This window comes from Pseudomonas sp. SDO5271_S396 (genome assembly GCF_054071795.1).
Genome location: NZ_JBSVWB010000022.1, coordinates 13,174 through 35,948, shown reverse-complemented (window position 1 = coordinate 35,948; position 22,775 = coordinate 13,174). Strand labels below are relative to the sequence as shown.

Sequence of the window (22,775 nt, the reverse complement as noted above, 5' to 3'; positions counted from 1 at the left end):
TCCCTCCTTGGGGTCAGGGTTTGCGCTGCATGAGCTTGTTCCACTGGGCTTTCTGGCCGTTGGCCTGTGAGGCCGGCGGCTCGAACAGTTGGCACGGCGGCGGGTTCGAAGGGCACATCGCGGCCACCTGGTTCCAGGTTTTCGCCGGGTCGGGTCTGGCGATGCGAAAGTTGGTGTAGTTCTGGCTCACGATGGGCGCATTGGCGACGCTGGTGTCCCCCGAAAAGAAGAACGACTGCGGCAGCCGGTAGGGTGGTTGCCCCGTGGCTTTCTTGTTGAAGGCATACCCGAACAGAATCGGCCCCGCCGGTGAGTCCAGGTCCAGGGCATACGCCTGCACACTGGCGCCGAGGTTCTGGCTGCGCGTGGCGCTGTAGGGCAGGTGCTGGATGAAGTCCTGGCGGGGCGGGTGGTTCATCGGCGAAAACATGCAGCAGGCCGGCATGTCTTTCGGACGGTCCTGCGGGTAGGTGAGGAAATACGCCTTGTTGCCCAGGGACACGAACGAGCAGGTGTAGTTGTTGTTCTTGATCGGGAAGATCGGCAGGCAGTACTTCTCGTAGTGCTCCATCATCGCGCCGAAACCGTCGCCATCCGCCGGAATATAAGTGGTGTCGTAGTAGCTGGTGCCCCGCGACACGGTGTAGTCCGCAGGTTTCAGGGTGGACGGCGGGCTGCTGTAGGGCGGCGGGTTGTTCTCGTAGTTGTGCATTACCCGGTACATGGTCCAGTCGCTGATCCATTGCGCGGGAAAGAACGGGTCGGACGGCTCGCCCGGCAAGCGCTTGGCGATGCAATTGCCATTCTGTTCATTGCAGCCCAGGGTGTTGTGCACCCCGTTGGTGAAGTACACGGCGCCGCTGTCGTCCCCGGCGAAAGCGCCGGGGCTGAGCAGCAGGATCAACAGCAACAGTCGGCTCAAGAGGCTGGTGTTCATGTGACACTCCTGTGTGAACCGAGTGGCGGGTACGCCACCCGGTAGTCCTGTGTGTGGCTCAGTTGTAATCGCTCATCGTCAGTTCCACGGGCGGGTAGTTACGCTTCACCAGCGCCTGCGCCCACAGCTCCAGCACCGCTCGGCGGCTTTGTGGCATGTCGCGGGTAATGGGCATCGCCAGGGTGCTTTCCTCCTGGTATTCCTTGCTGATCAGCACGATCAACTGGTCGATGGCACCTTCGATGCGCGGCAGGGAATTGAGCGGCATGTACTTGCTCATGATCGGGTAGAGGTAATAGAACGGCTGGAAGATTTTCGGGTAGATGAACGTCTCCCAGATCACTTCACCCGCATCGTCCTGCTGACAGATCTTGTTCCAGGCGTTGACGAAATCCTGCTGCATCTGCGGTTCCTGTGGCAGTACCCGCAGCGGGGCGAGGAAGTCGGTGTAGGCCTGCGACAGCTTGAAGCTGAACGGAATAGCGCTTTCCTGTGCGCTGTCCGGCACGAAGAAACGCAAGGTCGGGAAGCCGGGTGCGACGGCCTTGACCTTCAGCAGGGCGATACCGTTGGCGTCGGTCTGGATCTGCGCCACGCTGTACTGCACGCGGCTGTACGGTGAATCCCGCAGGGTGCCTTCCATTGGCACGGCATTATCGAACGACAGGCACGGGCGCAGGGCGACCGAGCCGGGTGTGGTCAGGTACTGCAGGTAGTTCACCGGTTTGCCAGTGTCAGTGGCTTGGGCGGCGCGCGTCGCGGTCAATCGGCGTCCCGTCCCCTCGGTCACGTCGCGTTGCAGGGGCGGGGTGTCGTCGAATTGCGGCAGGCTGGCGGTGTTGTCGGCCCGATGGTCAGGGTGATCGGTGAACAGCACAAAGTCGACCGGCTGGCTGGGTGCCAGGTAGTAATCGGTGGTGCACATCATGTAGGCGTTGCCATATTCGGCCACGTGCAACACGGTACCGGCCGGCGCCGGCAGGCCGTCGTATTGCACCATGATCTGCAACGTCTTGCTGTCACCCACGTCGATGAAGCTTGCGCTCTCGACCACTTCGGCGGTCCACATCTGCTGGGTGGCGGCCTGCACCGCCGGGCTGCCTTGCAGTTGCAACTCCAGGGCGCCGGCTTGCAATTGTTGTTGCGCGTCGGCGCTCAGGGGCAGGTCCAGGATGCCGGAGCGTTTGTCGAACGCAGCCTGCTGATATTCCTTGAAGCCGAAGCTGGCCAGCGGAGTGAACTGACCGCCATTGCGGATGCCCAGCTGATAGGTGCCGGCATCGAATTTTTCGCCCACCGGGATTGCGGCGCTCTTGTCGAGGGGGTAGCACGGGAAGGTGTTGCCCAGGTCCAGCGACAAGGTATTGCCATGGGCCTGTGCCGAGATCACGCCCAGGGTCATGTCCGGCGTCTGCACGCCGGGTCGGCTCAGCGGCACAGCGTTGGTGGGCACCAGGCGCCGTCCTGCGGGAGCGGTGGGGAACTCGTGGTCCAGCCACAGGCCCAGGGTACCGACGGTACGGCTGTAGGCCGGGTTGAAGAAAATACTGCCGACATTGTCCAGGCCCTTCTGGTACATCGTCTGTACGTTGGCCAGGTCCAGCGGGGCGGTGGAGCGGGTGTTGATGGGCGGATAGTCGTTGAAGATGCCGTTCTTGTCGTAGCAGGTCAGGTAGGTGGAAAAGCGGAACATCAGGCCCTGGGCGTTCTGTTGCTCCATCTGTTCCTGAAGGTTCTGCAACAAGGCCGAATTGCCGATGGCCCAGGTCAGGTGGTCTTTGGGGAAGCAGGTTTGCCAGGTGGTGGTCACATAGATCAGCCCCCCAAGGTTGGCCCAATTGAAGTTCAGGAAACGGTCGAGCATGCGGTACTGACGCTTGGCGACCAGGCCGCACTGGTCGTTGCCCAGTACCAGCTTGTCGAAGTACAGCGCCGTGAACGTGTTCTGCCAGGGGCTTACGTCGACGAAGCGCGCCGGGGTCGGGCCGGGGCCGCCGAAAGGGTTGCCGAGCAGGTTGTAGCCCTGGTTGATCAGGGCATCCTGGTCCACATACCCACCCGTGGGAAGCTCGCCGCCGACGATGACCGATTGGGTTTGCTGGTAGCTCACGGTGCCGCAGGCGTTGTCGCCGAACAGGTTCCATTCCCCCGGGATCATGATCGGCGGATTCTGCTGCACATTACCCGGTACCTGGGTGACGTAGTCGGGCGCCTCGTGCAGCACCCGGGGAGTGATCGCCCAGGGCATCAGGTTGTCAGCGGCATTCTGCGGCGTGATGTTGTAGTACTTGAGGAATCGCCAGTTCATCTCCATCTTCACCGCGTCGTAGAGCGGGTACATGTCGTTGTTGTTGCCGGTCGGCGGGTTCCAGAACATATGGCCGCCCAGGTAGATACGCGGGAAATTCAATACGCTCATGTGAAGCTCCTTAGCGTTGCCACTGGGCGCGTTTGAGCGACCAGACAAAATCCAGTTTTTTATAGCCAACGAAATCGCTGGCCGGCAGCTCGGCGGTGGGGTAGGCAATGCCGCCGTCTTTCTTCAGGGCGAAGTTGAAATAGCCCTGTTTCGGTGAATACGCGGCGGTACCGTGGCAGGCGAAACACGACGACTCGTTCTGGAACGCCGACTCCAGCTGGGAGTTGGCGAGCAAGGTCGGGTTGGTGTTCGATTGCACGCCGATCAGCTCGTATTGCGCCAGGTTCGGGAATTGCGCCTGGAAAGTGGCGTTCACCGGTTGCGCCGCCGCCGTGGGCCCGGTGGTGTTGCTCATGGGCGTGGGCGGAATCGCATTGGTCACGGTGTACTTGCCGTTGTTGCGGTTTTCGAAGGTGGTCCACACCCAGTCCGGGTTGAGCTTGTTGATCACGTGCAGGCCGCTCAACGCCGCATAACCCACCACATAATCAGTGCCTTTCTGGTAGTAGGTCTGGGCGATGTAATAACCGTCCTGCTCCAGCTGTTGCTGATAGGTCTTGTCGTCGCCGATCCACAGCCAGGCCGCCTTGAGTTCCCAGGCGGTGGACGGGAAGTTCAGGTCGCTGGTGAGGGCCGCCTGGCCGTTCACGTTGTAGACCTTCTGCTGCACGATGTAGTTGAAGGTGTCTTCGCCCATCAACAGTTGAAAGCGTACCGCCTGGCCTTGTTCGGCCTGGGGAACCTGGCCGCCCATTTCCAGGATCAGCCCGTCCACCTGTTGGGTGGCGTTGAGGTTGTGAAACAGCCGGCTGGTGTTCATGCCCAGCTTTGTGGCCTCGGTCAGCACTGCGGCGGGCACGGGCGTGCGCTGGGCGTAAGGCAAGGGTTGGGCACCTTTGGCCAGGTAGACCTGATCCGAGGGTTTCAAGGTCTCCCAAACCCGGTCCGGGCTTTGCGCCGCTGCCGGCTGGTTAAGGCAGGCGAACCAGTTCCAGGCCAGGGTCTCCGGGCTTTGGGTGAAGGTGGTGCGGGTCTTGTCGACGTTGCCTCCAAATTGCAGGAAACCCGTGCAGTCGAAGGGTGTGGGAGCCTGGGCATGGGCGAATCCGGCCCATGCACTCAGAACAGTGATAGAGATGGCGCGCCGCATGGAAGCTCCTTGGCATTGGCCGGTGAGGTCGATGAATGCCCCAGGAAATGTTCCAGGAGCAGCTGTTTCACCGCCGTCGCCGCCAGGGTGGGCGGTAACGGCAGATCACAATTGGTGATCAGCAGCGGGCCGGTCTGCGCGCTTTCGGGCAGGCGGCCATGGCTGCCACGGACCAGGCGGGTGTCCAGCGGTATCAGGTCCATGTAGTAGCGAAAGCCGAGTTTCTTTTGAAGCAGGCGACGCGCCACTTTCAGCAGCGGAAACCGGATGGCCGGGTCGATAAACAGCTCGACCGGGTCGTAGCCGGGCTTGCGGTGGATGTCCACGGTGCGCGCAAAGTCCGGCGCCTTGCGGTCATCCAGCCAGTAGTAGTAATCGAACCAGCAGCCCTTGGCGGCCACGGCCACCAGCTCGCCGCTGCGCGGATGGTCGAGTTGCCAGGCGCGCTGCTCCAACGTATCGAGCACCTGTTCGATGCCCGGCTGACGCTGCAACAGTGCCTTGACGCGCGGGATATCCCGGGCCTGTTTCACATACACATGGGCGATCTGATGGTCGGCCACCGCAAAGGCGACGCTGGCGCCGGGGTCAAGCAGTTCCCAGCTCAGGGACTGACGCACCTGCAACAGGCCTTCGGCGCGCAGGATGCGGTTGATCGAAACCGATCGGACGACCGCTTCGATGCCATATTCGGAGAGCAACATGACCGCCGCGCCCTGCGCTTCGGCAAACGCCAGCAAACGCCCGACTTCATGGTCGATCGCCCGCACCTCGTCCGGGATCGACGGGTGATCGGGCCCCACGCGTTGCAGGCTGTAGTCCAGGTGGGGCAGGTAGATCAATTGCAGGTGTGGCCGGTTGATGCGGAATTCGGCCATGGCGCAATCGACGATCCAGCGGCTGGACGCAATGCCCGCCGAGGGCCCCCAGAAACCCGGGAACGGGAACTCGCCGATCTGCGCTTCGATCTGCTCATGCAGCCCGACCGGAGACGAATACAGCCCGAACTGCTTGCGTCCGTCGGCCGGGTAGTGCGGGCGCGGCGTGATGGCGGCGTCCACGTCGGCGTACATGTTGTACCACCAGAACAACTGGCTGCAGCGAAAGCCCGGGATCTCGCGCTTGAGCGTGTGCCAGACCTTTTCACCCTGGATCAGCGCATTGGGTTGCAGCCAGAAACGTACTTCGGCCTGATCGCGAAAGTACCAGCCGTTGCCGACAATGCCGTGGGCCGACGGCGGCGTGCCGGTGAGGATCGACGCCTGCACCGACGAGGTGACGGCGGGGAACACCGGTTGCAGGCTGGCCATTTTGGCGGTCTTGAGCAACGCGTTGATGTGCGGTGTTGCCTCGCCCAGCAACGATGGGGTCAGCCCCACCACATTGATCAGCAGCAGCGGTTGCTCAGAGGGCATCGGCGTACGCCTCCCGCGCCAGGCGGTGCAGCAGGTTGCGTTGGCGCAGCTGGTCTTCGACCCAATCCAGTTCGGCGGCGATGCCTTCCAGTTGCGCCAGCGCGTTGGCCGGACGCAGTTTCTCGGGCAGCACGCCCCAACTGTAGGTTTCCACCTCCAGTACCGGGCGGAAATCGCCATGGGCCGCCAGGTAATCGAAGGTTTGCGCGAGGGCCACCTGGCTGCCGCTGAGTTCGGGCAACAGCAGGTGTTCGCTGAACAGCGGAATATGGAAATGAATGCGCAGCTCGCGAAACCCCGCGCAGTCGGCGAGGGCGGCGGGCAGATCCGGCCACGCTACCACGCGGCCCTGGGCATCCAGGGCCTTGACCTGATGCAGGTACGTGGCTTCGACGAAGGTGCGCAAGGTGTCGAGTACCTGCGCCCGGCGCGCATCGTCCTGCAACGGCAGGCGGCAGATCATGGCGTTGGACAGCTGGATCTTGCCCACCGGCACCCGCGCTGCACGCAGGCGGCCCAGGGACTGATAACAATCCTCGAACATCACCGCCTGGTGGCACACATCAAAACACAGCGCCAGGTAGCGGTGGTTGGGATCGCGGTTGCGCCGGTGCTGAAAAAACGCGATGGCCTGGTCGGTGGTTTCCAGCACGCAGTCGGGTTCCATTTCCAGGCAGAACACGATCTGCTTGCCGGTTTCCCGGTGCAGTTGCTCAAGGGCTGCGGTGAGCTGGTCAAGGTGTGCGTCGGCCAGTGCCTGGCGTGCCGGCGTCCATGTCGCGGCGTAGCCCAGCGGCACGCTGGAAATCACTCCGCGCGCGCAGCCTGCGGGCAAGGCGTGGGCGAGGACCCGCGCCAGGTCCAGGCTGTAGGTCAACCGCTGCGGGTCGGCCCAGTCGGGCAGGTAGACCTCGGCCTTCACCGCGCCCTGGTGGAATTCACCATAGGGAAACCCGTTCAGCGAGGTCAGGCGCAGCCCGCTGCGGTGCAACAGCTCGATGAACGCCGCGCGCGCCGCCGGCTGCTGCAACTCGGTGGCCGCACGTGCGCAGATCCACAGGCCGCTGTCCTGTTCGTCCAGCCCCCGCAGGCGGCGCACACCCTGGAAGTGCTGTTCGATGGACGCGCGCAGCCCGGCCAGATCGCGGGTCGGGTGCACGTTGCTGCAATAGCCGACCTGCGCTGCCGCCCATTGGGTGCCGGCGCTCATTTGACCACCGGTTCCTGGCCGCGCAGGGCCGAGTTTTCCTGCCACTGCTTGCGCTGGTCGATCGGCAACGGGGTGCTGACCAGGGCCTTGTCCAGTTGGCCGCTCTGGGCGAAGAAGTCCACCGGGTTGTGGAACAACACCTGCTCGACCTGGGCCTGGGTAAAGCCGGCAGCGAGCATGGCCTGGCCGGTTTTGGGGACCTTGAGCGGGTCGCTGATGCCCCAATCCGCCGCACTGTTGACCACCATTTTTTCGGTGCCGTACTGCTGGAGCAGCGCGACCATGCGTTGCTCGGACATCTTGGTATTCGGGTAGATCGAGTGACCGCGCCAGCAGTCGCTGTCGAGCACCAGCGGCAGGGTCAGTTCGTTGAGGTGGTCGATGATCACCAGGTTCTCGGCAATCCCCACTTCACGGATCACCGCCAGGGTGCGCTTGGTGCCGCCGATCTTGTCGCGGTGCGGCGTATGCACCAGCACCGGCAGTTGGAATTGCTTGGCCAGCTCAAGCTGGGCGGCGAGGAAACGATCCTCCTCGGGGGTGATGTCGTCGTAGCCGATTTCACCCACTGCCACCACGCCGTCCTTCACCAGGTAGCGCGGCAGGATCTCCAGCACTTCATGGGCGATGGACAGGTCATTGGCCTCCTTGGGGTTGAGGCCGATGGTGCAGAAGTGATGGATACCGAACATGCTCGCGCGAAACCGCTCCCAGCCCAGCAAGGTGTCGAAGTAGTCGACGAAACTGCCGACGCTGGTACGGGCCTGACCCTGCCAGAACGCCGGTTCGATCACCCCGGTGATGCCGGCGGCCGCCATGTTCTGGTAGTCGTCGGTGGTGCGGCTGACCATGTGGATATGCGGATCGAAGTACTTGGGCATGGTGAATCCTCGTCAAGGGAAGACAGGCGTGATGCGTCAGTTCAGGTAGGCGTGCCACTCCGGCGGCAGGCGCAAGTTGCCCAGGCGCTGGCGTTGCGCCGGGCTGAGCAGGGGGAACGCGATGACTTTGGGCAGGCCCGGAGACACAGGCCGGTCGGCGGCGAGTTGTTCACTCAACAGATCCAGCGCCAGTTGGTTGAGGGTGACGCCGTGGCGTTGTTCGAGGCCGATCACACGCCCTACATCCAGGCCCATGCCGAGGGCCTTGAGCACCAGTTGGTGAAACGCCCGCTCGGCGTAATGCCGTGACGGGTAGGCCGTGTCGAGGGCCAGGGCGGCGAACACCTGGGGGTTACTGGTGCGTCCGGCCTGCAACGCCAGCTCCACGCATTTGCCATCGCTGTCGAGCCAGTCGAGGGCGGCGAGGGTGGCGATCTTTTCCTGGTCATCGCCCCACAGAAACAGCTGGCGTAGCAACGCTGGGCGCGTCTCGGCGGCGTGCTGGTCCAGCACCTGGGCCAACAGCAAGCCCCGAGCCAGCGCGACCGCCGCCGTCGGCAACCGGCGCTTGCATTGGCCGCTCAACAGCGCGGCGGTGTTGGCGTCCGGCTGCTTGGCCAGTTGCTGTTGCGCTTGTTGCCACCAGTGCAGCTCGTGGGCTGCCAGTTGTTGGCCCAGACGTTGATGGAGTTCGGCGAGGCAATCCTGGCGCATGTTCATGTCGGTTTGATCCAGCGCTGAAAGTGAGGGAGCAGGAAAAACACCAGCACGCACAACAGGCTGCCCAGCGGTTGGTTGGCCACGGCCAGTACCAGCGCGTCGAACAGCGGCAGTGCCGCGAGGCCCGCGCCGATAAATGCGCGCACCTGGCGCTGGCGGGGACGGGCCAGGTGATGCCAGTAATGCCAGCCGAGCCAGCCGATCCACAGCAGCAACACGGGCCAGAACCACAGGTTGGTCGAATGGATCGCCAGCGCTAGCGGGCTGAGCATCAGCAGCAGCGGCAGGCGGCTGAGCAACTGGTTGTTGTGCTCGTGACGAGCGAGGTAAGTGATCCCGCTGATATACACCCCCAGCAACAGCGCACACAGCCAGATCGGCTCCGGGGGCAACGCCAGGCTGGCGGCGGCGGTGAGGTACAGCGCCGACCGGCACGCGCCCATCAGCCACACGCTGTGGGCGTATTTCTTGTGCAGCAGGTTGTAGCCGAGGATGCAGCCCACCAGCAGGGCGACGCTGGCGAGCAACCAGTGGGGGTCATCGATCAGCCGGCTGAGGCCGAGCACCGCGAGTGCGGCCAGTGCCAGCAACAGCGCGGTGGCCAGGCCCACTTGCTGGCGGCTGACCAGGCCCAGGATGATCGGGCGCGGGTTGTGGTGCTGCCGGTCCCAGTCGGCGTCGATCAGGTCGTTGAGCAGCATGCCGGCCAGGTACAGCAACGACAGCGTGACGAGCAGCAATACCCACACCAGCGACGACGGTGGCGCCAGCGCGCCGGCGCTGCTGGCGAGCAGGGCCGCGGCCAGGGTATTGGTCCACACCGTGGGCAGGTTGGACACCCGGCCCAGGGTCAGCCAGGTTTTCAGGTGCCGGGGTGTCTGCCTCATTTGGCAAAACCCTCGCCCAGGGACAGGCTAGCATCGCGGTAGCCGATGAGTCTGAGCAGTGCCCGTTCCATGCGCGCATCGTCGATGGCATGCAGGTCCACCGACTGGCCGATGCGGTTGAGCATCGGGATCGACAACTGCCCGCCCAGGTGCTGGCGGAACTCCTCCAGCCCGATCAGCACTTGGGAGCGGCCTTGGGCGTCTTTCAAGCCCAGCTCCGGCGGGCACAGGTTGAAACCGAGCGTGTGCAACAGCTGGATCAGCCGTTCGCAGTCGGTATCGCTCAACAAGCCCTGGGCATTGGCGTACAACCCGTCCAGGGCCATGCCCACCGCGACCGCTTCGCCGTGGCGCAGACGATGGTGGCTGAGGTTTTCCAGTTTGTGCGCGGCCCAGTGTCCGTAGTCCAGAGGACGACCATTGCCCCGCTCGAAGGGGTCGCCGGCGCCGGTGATATGCCCCAGGTGCAGTTCGGCGCAACGGCGAATCGCGTAGCGACTGGCGGCGTGATCGAAGCGGGCGAGGTCGTCGGCGTGCTGCTCCATCCACTCGAAGAACGCCTGGTCCTTGATCAACGCGACTTTCACCGCCTCGGCCAGTCCGGCGATCTGGTCGCGGCGGGTCAGGCTGGTGAGCAACTGGAAGTCATTGATGACCGCCGTGGCCGGGCAGAAGGTGCCCAGCAGGTTTTTCTGGCCGAAGGCGTTGATGCCGTTTTTCACGCCGATACCGGCGTCGTTCTGCGCCAGCACGGTGGTGGGAATGCGGATCAGGCGAATGCCCCGGTGAAAGGTGGCGCAGGCGTAACCGACCGCGTCCAGCACCGCGCCGCCGCCCAGGGCCAGCACATAGCAATGCCGGTCCAGGCCGTGTTGCAGCAAGTCGTTGTAGAGCTGTTGCAGCACCTGTGCCGTTTTGCTCGACTCACCGGCGGGGACGGCAATGGGCGCGGTTTGCAGGTGCAGATCGGTGTGGGCGGTGAAATATGCGTCGATCTGGTCCAGCAACTGCGGATTGCTGAGCAGCAACTGTTCATCGGCGAAGGCCATCACTGTTACCGGGCCGTGTTGCTGCGTGGTGAGTTGGCGATGCAGGCAGGGATTGAGCGGGTCGAACAGGTGATCGGTGAACAGCACCGGGTAGTCATAGTTGACCGCGAAACGTCCACGCAAAGATTGCTCGGTGCCGCGTTTGCGCAAGGCCTTGAACAGGCTGTAGCCGGCGATGAACAGCGCCGGCAGCACCATGCTCGCGAGCAGGGTCACCAGCAGCGCGTTCTGTTCGACCAGGAACGTGCCAATCGCGGTGTAGGCCAGCGCCAGCCCGGCGTTGGCCAGGGTGGTCACCAGCAGAAAGGCGCGCAGCGGGTAACGTTGCATCCCGGCGGCGACCACCGAGGTTTCTGCCAGCACGGGTATGCCGCGCAGGCAGATCAACGACAGCGTACCCAGGCGGTACGCCAACTGTCCGGGCTGGCGCTGGTGCAGGCCCAGTCGGCCGGACAGCAGGCGGAAATACCCGGCGCCCAGCGCATATCCGAGCCCGGCACCCAGGCACAACCCGATAAAGATCACCAGGTAACCGCCCAGGCTGCCCAGCATCGCTACCGCCAGCAGTGCGACCAGGCTCGACGGCACGGGCAATACCACATCCAGCGCGAGCAAGGCGATCAGCAGCAGGGCCAGGTTGAATGTCTGGGTGGGGGTGGCGGGCTGGTAGAAATCCAGGTGGGTGAGAAACGCTTGAATCTGTTGTTCGAACAACACAAAGCTGGCGATCACCAGCCCGGCGAAACACAACAACGACAGCCAGAAGTGCCCGGCCGGACCTTTTTGCGTGAACACGCGATACCACTGGCTGCGTTTCATCGAGCATCCCTTCTGAAGATAAAGACTGAGTTCCGTTTCAGTACTTAAAGCGAGATCGGGTGTTTTTCAGCGCGACAGAATCCTCCGCCGGAATGACCGGTGTTAAGTGCTCTTGAGTTCACGTGTTAAAGGTATTCATGAACGTAGCCGGTTGTGTTTTTTTTGCAAGTTCGCGCGGTTGCATCTGACTGAAGACAGACTTCGATCAATGAAATCGGGCGGATGAGGCGGTGGGGGAGGCGGATGTTTACTGCGTAATTACAATTAGTTGTATGGCTTTTTGCGTGGCGTCAATAACCCGTTGAGGCGCGATCTACAAGTAACAAGTTGGACGGAAAGTACCTGGCAAGTGTCGTTACTCATTCAATGCCATATGACATATGGCTATATGCCATTTGCGGGAATTAGTTGTCGAGAACGATTCCGGATAAGTGGCGCTGGCGCATTCACAAGTTACCCTTCAACGGGGTCGCAGGCTTGGCGCTGCAATCGCTACCGTTCCCCTGACAGCATCACGCGATTCAGTCATAGGGCATCGTCATAAAATTTGCGGGTTGGAAACCATACCCTTGCAGGAAAGTTGAAATATCGGAGATTTGTTGAGGGGTAAGCGCAGGTGTCAACGAGATGACATTGAACACCTGAACGCCGCCTGCGAAACAATGCCACTCGACCAGTGCGGAGTCGTCCTTTGTGATTGTCCGTTGTGCCCTCGCCGAATAAGGGTCGATTGATTAGTTGCGCTTCAAAGCCCTTGCGCCAATCCCCTCGTTATCACCGCGCGATCCCCTCGATACAGCCATTACGCTCCGAATCGCGCCAGCAGCGAGTGAATGCCGCGCTTGCAGAGCGCTCTGGCCTGGTTCATTCGAAGAGAGGTGCAACGGTGCAAAACAAGGCGTGGGCACGACGTTGGCCCTGGGTATTGATCGGAGTCGCCGCACTGGGCTACGCAGCCTTTTGGCTGACGCGTCCTTCTTCCAGCCTGAGTGCAGCGTCGGCTGCGGCGACACCCTTGGCGGTTTCGGTGGCGGTGATGGCGGGTGTATGGCTGACCGGGGGGGATAACAACATTTTCACCCAGATCGGTCTCATGGTACTGGTGGGGTTGTCGGCCAAGAACGCGATCCTGATCGTCGAGTTCGCCCGCACGCTGGAATTCGATGGCCGCTCACCGTTGCAGGCGGCCATTGAAGCCAGTCGCCTGCGTCTGCGGCCGATCCTGATGACGTCGATGGCCTTCATCATGGGCGTGCTGCCACTGGTCTATTCCAGCGGTGCCGGTGCCGAAGTGCGGCGGGTGATGGGCGTCACGGTGTTCTCCGGCATGCTGGGCGTGACCTTCTTCGGGCTGTTCCTGACCCCGGTGTTCTACGTGCTGATGCGTGCCCTGACGGGAAACCGCCCGTTGCGCAACGACACTCACATTTGATCGACGGGGCTTTATCCCCGTATGCAGCGTGATGCCGGAAGAGGTCAGGTGTGACTCGGCAAGTAACGAAGCGTGGGACACACCACGTGACAAGCGAATTTTTTTTCATCGGAACCGATGCACCGTTAGGCTCGACTTATTCGCCTGCCGGTGCAAGCAAGGTTGCCTGAGTAGCGTAGGAAAGATAACGCCATCGGTATGTTCTCCCTCAATACGAGATAAACAGGAAACGTTCGATGACGAATATCAGTTTGTTCCCCGCGAAATCAGCTGCTGCTCCGCGACCCATGTTTGCGGATGTTTTCGCAGCCGCGTCGAGTACACAGCAAGTTGCGGTTCCCCCGCCGGTACCGAGCCATTTCGGTGCATACGCCCCTGAATTAAAGGACTCCAGGGTAACGATCTATGGCACGGATACTGTATTGGCGCCTGATGAGCGCTACACGATGCTGGAGCGCGAGCAGCGCGTAGAGGCCTACGCCGGACGTGTGAAGGCGCAACTTGCAGAGGTAGAAAGCGGTTCGGAAGGCGAAAGAAACGTGAAGTTCCAGAACGTGCGTTTGTTCACCGAGCCCTCGGGGTACTACAGCGCAGGGTTGCTGGCGGCTGGATATGACCCGCATGAAAAAATTACGGTGACCTTCACGTCCTATACGGGTTTGGGACAACCCACGACACTGACGAATACCGAGAAACGCAGTTATTTTGCCTGGGAGCTGGCGGCGGGTGCGCTTCTGCACGACAGAGTGGAGCGGGGTGGCCCCATCAATTTCAACTTCATGCACATTAATGAAAAGGACCGTGCCAGGGTCGATGACCTGGAAAGTCTTGGCAAAAAGCTTCAAGGACGTTGGGAAGAAGACATTGCCGCGCCGATGCGTGATGATGAAGGCGTCATCGCGCAGCGCTCGGGCAAAGCGGACGCTTATGTGGTTCGGGGTACCTTACGAAACTTGCGTGAGGATACCGACGCATTCGCAGCGTTAAGCTCCGAAGGGAAAGCCGCCGTCCAGCGCACACTGGATCAAAATGGTCAGGTCATCATTCCCAACGTGTACGGCTACCCCTTGGGCGGTTATGCGTTTATCCCCTACGAAACCTATGACGGAAATTATAAGAACAGGCCGAACAAAGGCTTGATGATTGACCTGAAGAACGGCGCGCTGCATGAAATTCAAGGAGATGAGAGCTTTGCCCTGTGGGCCAAGGCCAATCGCGATAACTTGCTGCGCAGTTTCAACGCCCGAGACAGGCAGGGTGGGAAGGACGCGCATTGGCCAAGGACTGGGTATGTGCTGGACAGTCTGATCCTGAACAATAGCTCCAGATTTCCGGGGTATCACAACCTGCTTTCCGACGAGAGCATTCCTGTTAGGGAAACCTTCAACTTTACCCGCGCGCGCGATAGCGATTACCCATTGGAGTTCAGTAACCTGGATGACGGAATTGCGGCCAAATACCAATCGGTGAACGCCAAGAATGCACTCTGGTCGGACCAGACCGAAGTGTTTGGCTCCTCTCAGCAAAACTGGAAGGGTGTGAAGCATTTCTGGAATAACACCTTTGGCTACGTACCCGTTATCGGTTCTGCTGGAAACATTGTCTTTGGTGTCCACGACAGCTTGTATGGCATGACCGCCGATGATCGCCTGGGCGGCAGTGCTGCGGCGATCATATCGAGCCTGCAATTGGCGCACGAGATCGGGCCGACTTTGGTCGAGACCGGGGTGGGTGAGCCTTCCATCGATTTCAAGTCCACAATCGCCGACCGTTACCACTGGCGAAAAAATACGGCTCAGGCAAGTGAGTTCGAGTTGGTAAGAAAACCGAACCCGGTGCCTGCCGTCGACACTCCGACGACTTTTGCGGGAATGCGGGAAATTGAGTTGGATGGGCGAAAATATTTCGCTGCAGATAAACCCGATGCCGGGGATGGTGAGCATTACCTGCTGCGCGTCCGGGATCCGAATGACCCGGAAAAACTGGCGAGCAGCGGCAAGATTGCCAAGCCGGACGACGCCGGTGTCTGGAGGCGACGCGGGGTTGTCGGTGGGAAGCAGACTGAACCTGTTCGGCTCAAAGAGCATGTATCAGGTACCACGCTGCAGAGGCCGGCGACCCCGGACCAGATTTTCGAACTCACCCTGCGCGCTGATGGAGGTTATGCATTAACGTCGCAGGACCCGATGTACCCCAATCCCGTCAGGGCGAGCGGTGCATATGCTTTCGTGATTCGCGCAGAGGAGCCCGACAAGGTCTACCTGGGCTCTATGGCCAAAGGACTCACCCCAACCGGTAAACCCTATGCGTACACTGCTCACACCAACCCCGATTGGGTCGAAGGGCATTCGGCCTTGACCCAAGGGCTGCGATCGATGAGGGGTGGCACGACCGACGTTCTGTTTGCAGGGACTGTTTACTTCAAGGGAGGCAAACCGGAGTTCTGGACCAATTCGAGTGGCCATTACCAGCCACCCGCCGAATTGCGCAACACGAACCTCACGCCCGCCGTTAAAAGATTGCTGCCTGAAGAAAAGTTCGTGGAAGAAGACCAAATGACGGGAGCGCAACACAAAGCGTGGCATGACAGCACCCACATGACCCAGGAGGAAAAAGATGATGCCGACGACTTCATGAGCCAGAAATACGCCACCAACGACAGCGGTAACGAGATCAGCGATGACGAGGATTAACAGGCTCAACTGATCGCCCGACACGCTTTGCGATGTGTGGCCAAAAATGAGGTTCTACGCCCCGTGAGTGCTGGCAGGGGGCGTAGAAACTTTGCCTGTATGGCCAATTCGCCGCTGGACTTGCACCGCACAGACTGGGGAGAATGGTTTTTTGTGGCGTAAATGGAAGCTCCCATGACCGACAGTGCCCAGCGTGCCGCCAGCGACATCGACCTGATGACGGAAGTGGCCATGCTTTATTACCTCGACAACATCACACAGGAAGCCATCGCCAAGCGCTTCGACCTGTCCCGGGTCAAGGTCAGCCGGCTGCTCAAGCGCGCCCGTGATGAAGGGGTGGTGGAAGTACGGGTGTTGCAGCATCCGGCCTTGAATACGGAGCTGGAGCAGGCGCTGGTGTCGCGGTTCCAGCTGGACCGGGCACTGATCGCGGTCGATCACGCAGACCCCGACACCCAGCGCTCGGCGGTGGCCAGCCTGGTGGCCAACTACCTGAACCGCACGCTCGGCGACGGCATGATCGTCGCGGTCGGCATGGGCCGCAACGTCGGCGCCGTGGCCGACAACGTGTTTTTGCCGGTCACGCGCAACTGCACCTTTGTCTGCGCCATCGGCGGTTCGCTCAAGGCCGGCGAATACATGAACCCCGACCACATCTGCCGCCGCCTCGCGCTGCGTTTCGGCGCCGAAAGCGAAACCCTCTATGCCCCGGCACTGGTGGCCAACCACGAGTTGCACGGCATCCTGATGAACAACGACACCGTGCGCTCGACCCTCGACCGCGCTCGCCGCGCCGATATCGCCTTGATCGGCATCGGCGACATGAGCGAGAACAGCAACATGGTGCGCATGGGCTGGTTCTCGCCCCAGGAAATCGCCCAGGCGCGGGTGTCCGGCACGGTCGGCGACATGATGGGCTACGACTTCATCGACATTCACGGGCAGCCGGCGGTGAACGCCATACAGGGGCGGGTGATTGGCCTCACCGTGCCGGAGTTGGTGCGCATTCCCGATGTGGTGGCGATCGCCAGCGAGAACACCAAGGCGGCTGCCACGCTGGGGGCCTTGCGCTCAGGCGTGATCAACACCCTGGCGACGACCGTGTCGAACGCCTACACGATCCTCGCCCTGGATGACGCCACGCGCCGTTAGGCCTGCCGGTCTCTATAGTCACGCAGCTCCCGCAGGGTGTGGGCGGTGTGCTCGGTTTATCGGTCAGGCATGGTTCTCAATGTGTGGAGCTGTCGAGCTCCGGCGAGTCTGCGAAAGCAGTGGGTCAGCTGGCATTTATGTTGGCAGTGCTGCCGCCTTCGCAGGCAAGCCAGCTCCCACATTGGTTCTCTATTGTTGGTGAGAAAGCGTCCGGTGCGAGGGCCCTGCTGGTGGAGTTTTTCCAGCCACTGCCAATTCCTTGTGGGAGCTGGCTTGCCCGCGATAGCGGTGGTTCAGCCAACATTTATACCGACAGAGACACCGCCTTCGCGAGCAAGCCCGCTCTCACATAGCCGGGCCTCGATTGATTCGGCGAGGTCGGTGAGGATCAGGCAGCAGGAGACCGCGCCGGCATCCAGCACCCCCAGGGAGCGCTCCCCAAGGCGGCTGGCGCGGCCGATTTTCGCCACCAGGTCGCGGGTGGAATCGCGGCCTTGGGACGCGGCGCTCTTCATCTGGCGCAGGGCTTCGCGGAATGACGCGCCGCCGGCCTGGGCCTGTTCAAAGGCCTCGACCGCCGGTATCAGCGTGTCCATCAGGCACTTGTCGCCCACGCCCGCATCACTGATGTCCTGCAATGAGGTGAGGCCGCCGCGCAGCAGCCTGGCGAAGGTCGCCGCGTCGATGGTGTCGCGGCCTCGAACTTCGTTGGCCATGCCGATGAACAGGCTGCCGTACAGTGGGCCCATCGAGCCGCCGATGCCTTCCATCAGCGCCAGGGTCAACTCGTCCAGCGCGTCGGCCAGGGACAGCTCACGGCCCTCCAGGCTCTTGCCGCAGCGGGAGAACCCCTTGGCCATGTTGATGCCGTGGTCACCGTCGCCAATGGCGCCGTCCACTTCACTGAGGTACTCGCGGTTGGCAACGATGACCGCCACCAGGCTGGTGACGATGGCGCTGCCGGTGTTGCCGGGAAAATGCTCGCTCATGCTTTACTCCGCCTGGGTCATGCCGATGGAACGGCAAGGTTGGTCGATCAGGGTGGTCAGTTCGGCGTCCAGGCCGAGCAGGGTCAGGGTCACGCCCATCATTTCCAGGGATGTGAAGTAATTGCCCACGTAGCACCGGTGGATGCGCAGGCCCTTGGCACGCAGTTGGCGTTCGACCTCGGCATAGAAAATGTACAGCTCCATCACCGGCGTGGCGCCGAGGCCCGAGACCAGCACCACCACGCTCTCATCCTGGGTGAAGTCGCGGTCGGCCAGGATCGGCGCGAGCATGCGCTCGGCCATGGCGGCGGCGGATTCCACCGGCACCACTTCGATGCCCGGCTCGCCATGGTGACCGATGCCCAGTTCCATCAGGCCATCGGCGATCTGGAAGTTCGGCTTGCCCACCGCCGGAATGGTGCAGGGCGTCAGACCCACGCCGATGGAGCGGCAATGGTCCACGGCTTTCTGCGCCACGCGGATCACGCCGTCGAGGTCGTAACCCCGGGCGGCGGCGGCACCCCCGATTTTCCACATGAAGATTTCACCGGCCACGCCGCGTCGCTTGGCGATATCCGCCGGTGGCGCAGAGGCCACATCGTCGTTGGCCACCACGGTGCGAATGTTCATGGCTTTGCTGGCGGCCATTTTCATCGCCAGCTTCACGTTCATGTTGTCGCCGGCATAGTTGCCGTACAGGCATGCCACGCCCGCGCCCTGGTCGGCGGCGCGGAAGGCGTCGAAGAAACTCTTGGCGGTGGGTGAGGAGAAAATCTCGCCGACGGCCACCGCGTCCACCAAGCCGGGACCGACATAGCCCAGAAACGCCGGCTCATGCCCTGAGCCACCACCTGTGACAATGCCGACCTGGCCGGCGGGCGATGGCGTGCGTTTGCGAATGACCCGTGGGTTGCTCTCGTACTGCGCCAGTTCCGGGTGCGCCACGAGGATGCCGGTGAGCATGTCCTCGACCACCAGGTCCGGATCGTTGATGACTCGATTCATAGGGCGTTTCCTTGTTCTTATTTGTCTGGAATCGGATTACTGAATGCTGTAGCCGCCGTCGATCACCACGTTTTCCCCGGTGATCATCCGGGCCGCATCGCTGACCAGGTACAGCACCAGGCCGGCGATTTCTTCCGGCTGGGCGAAGCGCCCCACCGGGATCTGCAATTTTGCCTTTTCGCCCAGCTCACCCGCCCAGGCCTGCTTGCCCAGAGCGGTCTCGACGATAGTGGGGGAGACGGCGTTGACGTTGATACCGTGGGCGGCCCATTCCATGGCCAGCACCTTGGTCATACCGACCACCGCGGCCTTGCTGGCGCAGTAGGCCACATGGCGATCAAGGCCAATCACCGCCGCTTGAGAGGCCAGGTTGACGATGCGCCCGCAGCCGTGTTCGATCATGTGTCGGGCACAGGCCTGGGCCACGAAGAAGCTGGCCTTGAGGTTGATATCCAGCGTGGTGTCCCAGGCGCTTTCGCTGACCTCCAGCGCCTTGTCCAGCAGTGCCACGCCGGCACTGTTGACCAGGTAATCGATGTGCCCGAGCGTGGCGGCGGCCTGGTCCACGGCGGTTTGTACCGAGGTCAGCTGACGCAGGTCGGCCACCACGCCCAGGTGGCCGGTGCCGAGGCTGGCAGCCACTTCGACCACTGTCGGATCGCGGTCGAGCAAGGCCACCCGGGCGCCACGCTCCACCAGCAAATTGGCACAGGCCAGGCCGATGCCGGCGGCGCCGCCGGTGATCACGGCGCAGCGGCCGGTGAGGTCGAACGCCTGGTTCCAGAAATTGGGCATTGCACACACTCCACTTAGCGTTTTTTCTTGCGCCAGACGTCGATCAGCACCGCGAGCACGATGATCAACCCCTTCGCCACTTGTTGGTAATACGAAGACACCCCGAGCAGGTTCAAGCCGTTGTTGATCACGCCGATCAGCAGCGCGCCGAACAGCGTGCCGACAATGCTGCCGGTGCCGCCGGACAGGCTGGTGCCGCCGATCACCACAGCGGCAATCGCGTCCAGCTCATACGACACGCCGGCCTGGGGCAGGGCCGAGGTGGTCCGTGCGGCCAGCACCACGCCCGCCAACCCCGCCAACAGGCCGGAAATCACATACACCGAAAACGTCACCTTGCGCACACCGATACCGGAGGTGCGCGCGCTCTTTTCATTGCCGCCCACCGCGTACACGTAGCGACCATAGGTGGTGTAGCGCAGCACCATCCAGAAGATCAGCGCGACCACTGCAAAGATAATGATCGGCACGCCGATGGGGCCGAGTTTGCCGATGCCCATGGCCAGGAACGCATCCGGCAGGTCGGTGACCGGGCTGCCGTCGTTGAGGATAAACGTCATGCCCCGCGCCACGCTGAGTATGCCAAGGGTGGCAACAAACGGCGGAATACTCAGGTTGGCGACCATGAAACCGTTGACCACGCCCAGCATGGCACCGGCGAACATGCCCGCGCTCACCGCCGCCAGCACGCCGTAGCCCTGGGTGGCGACCAGGGCGCTGCACAGCCCGGCGAAGGCCAGGATCGATCCCACCGACAGGTCGATGCCCTTGGTGAGAATCACATAGGTCATGCCCACGGCGAGAATGCCGTTGATGGAGGTCTGGCGCAGGATGTCCATCCAGTTGCGCCAGGTCATGAAGTATTCGCTGGAAAACGCCATCACCACGCACAGCAGGATAAACACCAGCGGCAGGCCGAAGCGGTCGAGGGACAGGCGCAGGCGGTTGCGCGGCGCGGCAGTGACGGGTGCGGCAAGGACTTTACTGTTCATGAGGCAAGACTCAACAAGGCTTCCTGGGAAAGGGCGGTGTCGGTGCTGACGGTCACCAGCCGGCCCCCCTTGAACACCGCGATGCGGTCACTCAGGTGCAGCAGCTCCGGCGCTTCGGACGAGACCACGATGGCCGCGCCGCCGGCCCGCACGAACTCATCGAGCAGGTGATAGATCTCCTGTTTGGCGCCTTCATCGATGCCGCGCGTGGGCTCGTCGCACAACAGGCAGATGGGCTGGGTCGACAGGCATTTGGCGAGCACTACTTTCTGCTGGTTGCCACCGCTCATGGACTCTACCGGCAGGTCCAGGGACGAGACCTTGATGTGCAGGCGCTTGACCATGCTCTGCGCCAGGGCCTGTTCCTTGCGCGCATTGATCACTGACCAGTTCGACAGCTGTTTGTACGCCGACAGCGCGATGTTCGCCAGGATGCTGCCGCTGAGCACCAGGCCACTGTCCTTGCGGTCTTCGGTGACCAGCGACAGGCCGGCGCGGATCGCCGCCGCCGGGGTGCCGGTGGGCAGCGGGTGGCCTTGCAGGGTGGCGCTGCCGGCATCCGGCAGGGTGAGGCCGTACAGGCAGTTGAGAAATTCGCTGCGGCCCGAGCCCATCAGCCCATAGATGCCCAGGATTTCGCCCTGGCGCAGGTGCAGGCTGATGTCGTGGAATTCGCCGTTGCGGCTCAGGCCGCTGACCTCCAGGCAGGTGGTGGCGGCGCATTCACGCCCGACCTTGTGGTCGATGCGTTGCAGCTCCTGGCCGACGATGCCGCGCACCAGGTGAGCGCGGTCGATATCGGCCATGCGCCCGCTTTCCACAAAGGCGCCGTCGCGGAAGATGCTGTAGTCGTCGGCGATCTGCGCCAGCTCGCTGAGGCGATGGGACACGTAGATGATGCCGGCGCCACGGGCGGTGAGGCGGCGGATGGCCTTGAACAGGGTCTCGGCCTCGCGCTCGCCGATGGCCGAGGTGGGCTCGTCCATGATCATCACCTGGCAGTCATGGCTGAAGGCTTTGGCGATTTCCACCAGTTGGATCTGCGCCACGCTCAGGCGGTGCATGGGGCTGGTGGCGTCGACGTCGAACTCCAGGCTTTGCAGCAACTCGCGGGTACGCCGGTTCAGTTCCTTGCTGTCGACGATGCAGCCGGCGCGGCGCGGCTCGCGGCCCAGCCAGATATTTTCGGCCACCGTCATGTAGGGAATGGGTTCCAGCTCCTGGGTGATCATCGCCACGCCAGCGGCGAGCGCCGCGCCGGGGCGGTCGAACTGCACCGGCTGGCCGTTGAGCAGGATGGTGCCGGCGTCACGCTGGGTGATGCCCATCAGGATACTGAGGAAAGTCGATTTGCCGGCCCCATTGCCGCCGCACAGGGCATGCACACTGCCGGCTCGCAGGGAAAGGCGCCCGTCGCGCAGGGCGGGAACCCCCGCATAAGCTTTGGAAACATGTTCAGCCTGGAGCAGTAATGGCGTGGCCATCGGTGTGTCCTCTTGCTGATTTTCTTATTAGGTATTTTTAGCCAATAACCTGATCATATGATCGGATAGTGATCATATGTTTAAACTGCTTGAGCCGGTTTTGTCAATGGTCTGGCGCGATGCCTTCCGCCCGTTTTGTCGATTTTATGTGAGGTTGCCTTTAAATAAGCCTTGACAGCGACCTATCTGCCATTCGCTAATGTTTGTGCATATTTTCATATAGTGATCATATGATCAAAAAGAATGGCGGCGGAGGAGCAGTGATGGGTGCACAAACAACGTTTTCGGTAGCCGTCGGATGCGATGAGGCGGGCTTCGAACTCAAGGAAATGCTCAAGCGGTACATCGAAACCCTGGGTTATGCAGTGCAGGATTTTGGCTGCCATTCCACCAGCCCGGTGCTCTACCCGGATATCGCCGTGGCCGTGGCCACGGCGGTGGAGGCGGGCGAGCAGCGCCTGGGCGTGCTGATTTGCGGCACGGGTATTGGCATGGCGATTTCCGCCAACAAGATCAAGGGCGTGCGCGCGGCCCAGGCCCACGACACCTATTCAGCCGAGCGCGCACGCAAGAGCAACGATGCGCAGATTCTGTCCATCGGTGCACGGGTGATCGGGCCCGAGCTGGCCAAGAGCATCGTCAAAGTGTTTCTGGAGTCGGAGTTCGAAGCGGAGCGCTCCGGCAAGAAAGTCGAGCGCATTGCTGCGCTCGAGCAGGCTAACAGAGGGTTGCCGTCAGGTGATTGA

General features: G+C 62.1%; 17 protein-coding genes and 1 pseudogene. 4 read left to right on the top strand and 14 right to left on the bottom strand.

The genetic code is table 11. The features are described 5' to 3' along the window. Positions 1 to 13 precede the first annotated feature (13 nt). From ACW9IN_RS16360 to ACW9IN_RS16320, 9 genes are read right to left on the bottom strand one after another with little or no spacing between them, the layout of a single operon-like run. The gene (locus ACW9IN_RS16360; RefSeq protein ID WP_457366849.1) at positions 14 to 937 is read right to left on the bottom strand and encodes a hypothetical protein; all 924 of its coding nucleotides are present in this window, start codon (positions 935 to 937) and stop codon (positions 14 to 16) included. 58 nt (positions 938 to 995) lie between these two features. Then, the gene (locus tag ACW9IN_RS16355) at positions 996 to 3,356 is read right to left on the bottom strand and encodes a hypothetical protein (RefSeq protein ID WP_457366848.1); all 2,361 of its coding nucleotides are present in this window, start codon (positions 3,354 to 3,356) and stop codon (positions 996 to 998) included. 10 nt (positions 3,357 to 3,366) lie between these two features. Beyond that, a complete protein-coding gene (locus ACW9IN_RS16350) occupies positions 3,367 to 4,506 on the bottom strand; it encodes a hypothetical protein (RefSeq protein ID WP_457366847.1) in 1,140 nt (379 codons plus the stop codon). Further along, on the bottom strand, positions 4,476 to 5,921 hold the full coding sequence (locus tag ACW9IN_RS16345) for an alkaline phosphatase family protein (protein ID WP_457366846.1): 1,446 nt from the start codon (positions 5,919 to 5,921) through the stop codon (positions 4,476 to 4,478). The genes ACW9IN_RS16350 and ACW9IN_RS16345 overlap by 31 nt, the downstream gene beginning before the upstream one ends. Then, positions 5,911 to 7,131 (bottom strand): metabolite traffic protein EboE, encoded by a 1,221-nt coding sequence (gene eboE, locus ACW9IN_RS16340; protein WP_457366845.1) that lies wholly within the window; start codon positions 7,129 to 7,131, stop codon positions 5,911 to 5,913. The genes ACW9IN_RS16345 and eboE overlap by 11 nt, the downstream gene beginning before the upstream one ends. After that, on the bottom strand, positions 7,128 to 8,012 hold the full coding sequence (locus ACW9IN_RS16335) for a TatD family hydrolase (RefSeq protein WP_457366844.1): 885 nt from the start codon (positions 8,010 to 8,012) through the stop codon (positions 7,128 to 7,130). The genes eboE and ACW9IN_RS16335 overlap by 4 nt, the downstream gene beginning before the upstream one ends. Before the next feature lie 36 nt (positions 8,013 to 8,048). Beyond that, a complete protein-coding gene (locus tag ACW9IN_RS16330; RefSeq protein ID WP_457366843.1) occupies positions 8,049 to 8,732 on the bottom strand; it encodes an EboA domain-containing protein in 684 nt (227 codons plus the stop codon). After that, positions 8,729 to 9,619 carry a UbiA family prenyltransferase gene (locus ACW9IN_RS16325; RefSeq protein ID WP_457366842.1) on the bottom strand — a complete coding sequence of 297 codons (891 nt, stop codon included), beginning with the start codon at positions 9,617 to 9,619 and terminating at the stop codon, positions 8,729 to 8,731. The genes ACW9IN_RS16330 and ACW9IN_RS16325 overlap by 4 nt, the downstream gene beginning before the upstream one ends. Continuing rightward, positions 9,616 to 11,487: a 3-dehydroquinate synthase gene (locus ACW9IN_RS16320; RefSeq protein ID WP_457366841.1), complete on the bottom strand. Its 1,872-nt coding sequence runs from the start codon at positions 11,485 to 11,487 to the stop codon at positions 9,616 to 9,618. Before ACW9IN_RS16320 ends, ACW9IN_RS16325 begins: the two co-directional genes overlap by 4 nt. 1,012 nt (positions 11,488 to 12,499) lie before the next feature. On the opposite strand from ACW9IN_RS16320, the pseudogene ACW9IN_RS16315 reads away from it, so the two are divergent. The 3 genes and pseudogenes from ACW9IN_RS16315 to ACW9IN_RS16305 form a co-directional block, all read left to right on the top strand. Next, positions 12,500 to 12,919 (top strand): annotated as a pseudogene (locus tag ACW9IN_RS16315) (efflux RND transporter permease subunit); the annotation flags it as partial. 236 nt (positions 12,920 to 13,155) lie between these two features. After that, complete coding sequence (locus tag ACW9IN_RS16310; protein WP_457366840.1) at positions 13,156 to 15,612, top strand: hypothetical protein; 2,457 nt, start codon at positions 13,156 to 13,158, stop codon at positions 15,610 to 15,612. 174 nt (positions 15,613 to 15,786) lie between these two features. Further along, on the top strand, positions 15,787 to 16,764 hold the full coding sequence (locus tag ACW9IN_RS16305; protein WP_457366839.1) for a sugar-binding transcriptional regulator: 978 nt from the start codon (positions 15,787 to 15,789) through the stop codon (positions 16,762 to 16,764). Positions 16,765 to 17,057: 293 nt separating this feature from the next. Here the strand turns inward: ACW9IN_RS16305 and dhaL are convergent, their stop codons facing one another. Genes dhaL through ACW9IN_RS16280 form a run of 5 tightly spaced genes read right to left on the bottom strand, consistent with a single transcriptional unit; the run spans position 17,058 to position 22,029 of the window. Then, positions 17,058 to 17,753 carry a dihydroxyacetone kinase subunit DhaL gene (gene dhaL / locus ACW9IN_RS16300; protein ID WP_457366838.1) on the bottom strand — a complete coding sequence of 232 codons (696 nt, stop codon included), beginning with the start codon at positions 17,751 to 17,753 and terminating at the stop codon, positions 17,058 to 17,060. Between the two features lie 3 nt (positions 17,754 to 17,756). After that, positions 17,757 to 18,758 (bottom strand): dihydroxyacetone kinase subunit DhaK, encoded by a 1,002-nt coding sequence (locus tag ACW9IN_RS16295; RefSeq protein WP_457366837.1) that lies wholly within the window; start codon positions 18,756 to 18,758, stop codon positions 17,757 to 17,759. 36 nt (positions 18,759 to 18,794) lie between these two features. Continuing rightward, positions 18,795 to 19,553: an SDR family oxidoreductase gene (locus ACW9IN_RS16290; protein WP_457366836.1), complete on the bottom strand. Its 759-nt coding sequence runs from the start codon at positions 19,551 to 19,553 to the stop codon at positions 18,795 to 18,797. Between the two features lie 14 nt (positions 19,554 to 19,567). Beyond that, positions 19,568 to 20,545, bottom strand: a complete 978-nt coding sequence (locus ACW9IN_RS16285; RefSeq protein WP_457366835.1) for an ABC transporter permease — start codon at positions 20,543 to 20,545, stop codon at positions 19,568 to 19,570. After that, positions 20,542 to 22,029 carry a sugar ABC transporter ATP-binding protein gene (locus ACW9IN_RS16280; protein ID WP_457366834.1) on the bottom strand — a complete coding sequence of 496 codons (1,488 nt, stop codon included), beginning with the start codon at positions 22,027 to 22,029 and terminating at the stop codon, positions 20,542 to 20,544. Before ACW9IN_RS16280 ends, ACW9IN_RS16285 begins: the two co-directional genes overlap by 4 nt. A gap of 263 nt (positions 22,030 to 22,292) precedes the next feature. Here ACW9IN_RS16280 and rpiB point away from each other — a divergent pair, with 263 nt between their 5' ends. Next, a complete protein-coding gene (gene rpiB, locus ACW9IN_RS16275; RefSeq protein WP_457366833.1) occupies positions 22,293 to 22,775 on the top strand; it encodes a ribose 5-phosphate isomerase B in 483 nt (160 codons plus the stop codon).

Coding starts and splice junctions, on each gene's coding strand:
- ACW9IN_RS16360 (WP_457366849.1), bottom strand. CDS start 937: ATGAACACCAGCCTCTTGAGCCGACTGTTGCTGTTGATCCTGCTGCTC.
- ACW9IN_RS16355 (WP_457366848.1), bottom strand. CDS start 3,356: ATGAGCGTATTGAATTTCCCGCGTATCTACCTGGGCGGCCATATGTTC.
- ACW9IN_RS16350 (WP_457366847.1), bottom strand. CDS start 4,506: ATGCGGCGCGCCATCTCTATCACTGTTCTGAGTGCATGGGCCGGATTC.
- ACW9IN_RS16345 (WP_457366846.1), bottom strand. CDS start 5,921: ATGCCCTCTGAGCAACCGCTGCTGCTGATCAATGTGGTGGGGCTGACC.
- eboE (WP_457366845.1), bottom strand. CDS start 7,131: ATGAGCGCCGGCACCCAATGGGCGGCAGCGCAGGTCGGCTATTGCAGC.
- ACW9IN_RS16335 (WP_457366844.1), bottom strand. CDS start 8,012: ATGCCCAAGTACTTCGATCCGCATATCCACATGGTCAGCCGCACCACC.
- ACW9IN_RS16330 (WP_457366843.1), bottom strand. CDS start 8,732: ATGAACATGCGCCAGGATTGCCTCGCCGAACTCCATCAACGTCTGGGC.
- ACW9IN_RS16325 (WP_457366842.1), bottom strand. CDS start 9,619: ATGAGGCAGACACCCCGGCACCTGAAAACCTGGCTGACCCTGGGCCGG.
- ACW9IN_RS16320 (WP_457366841.1), bottom strand. CDS start 11,487: ATGAAACGCAGCCAGTGGTATCGCGTGTTCACGCAAAAAGGTCCGGCC.
- ACW9IN_RS16310 (WP_457366840.1), top strand. CDS start 13,156: ATGACGAATATCAGTTTGTTCCCCGCGAAATCAGCTGCTGCTCCGCGA.
- ACW9IN_RS16305 (WP_457366839.1), top strand. CDS start 15,787: ATGACCGACAGTGCCCAGCGTGCCGCCAGCGACATCGACCTGATGACG.
- dhaL (WP_457366838.1), bottom strand. CDS start 17,753: ATGAGCGAGCATTTTCCCGGCAACACCGGCAGCGCCATCGTCACCAGC.
- ACW9IN_RS16295 (WP_457366837.1), bottom strand. CDS start 18,758: ATGAATCGAGTCATCAACGATCCGGACCTGGTGGTCGAGGACATGCTC.
- ACW9IN_RS16290 (WP_457366836.1), bottom strand. CDS start 19,553: ATGCCCAATTTCTGGAACCAGGCGTTCGACCTCACCGGCCGCTGCGCC.
- ACW9IN_RS16285 (WP_457366835.1), bottom strand. CDS start 20,545: ATGAACAGTAAAGTCCTTGCCGCACCCGTCACTGCCGCGCCGCGCAAC.
- ACW9IN_RS16280 (WP_457366834.1), bottom strand. CDS start 22,029: ATGGCCACGCCATTACTGCTCCAGGCTGAACATGTTTCCAAAGCTTAT.
- rpiB (WP_457366833.1), top strand. CDS start 22,293: ATGGGTGCACAAACAACGTTTTCGGTAGCCGTCGGATGCGATGAGGCG.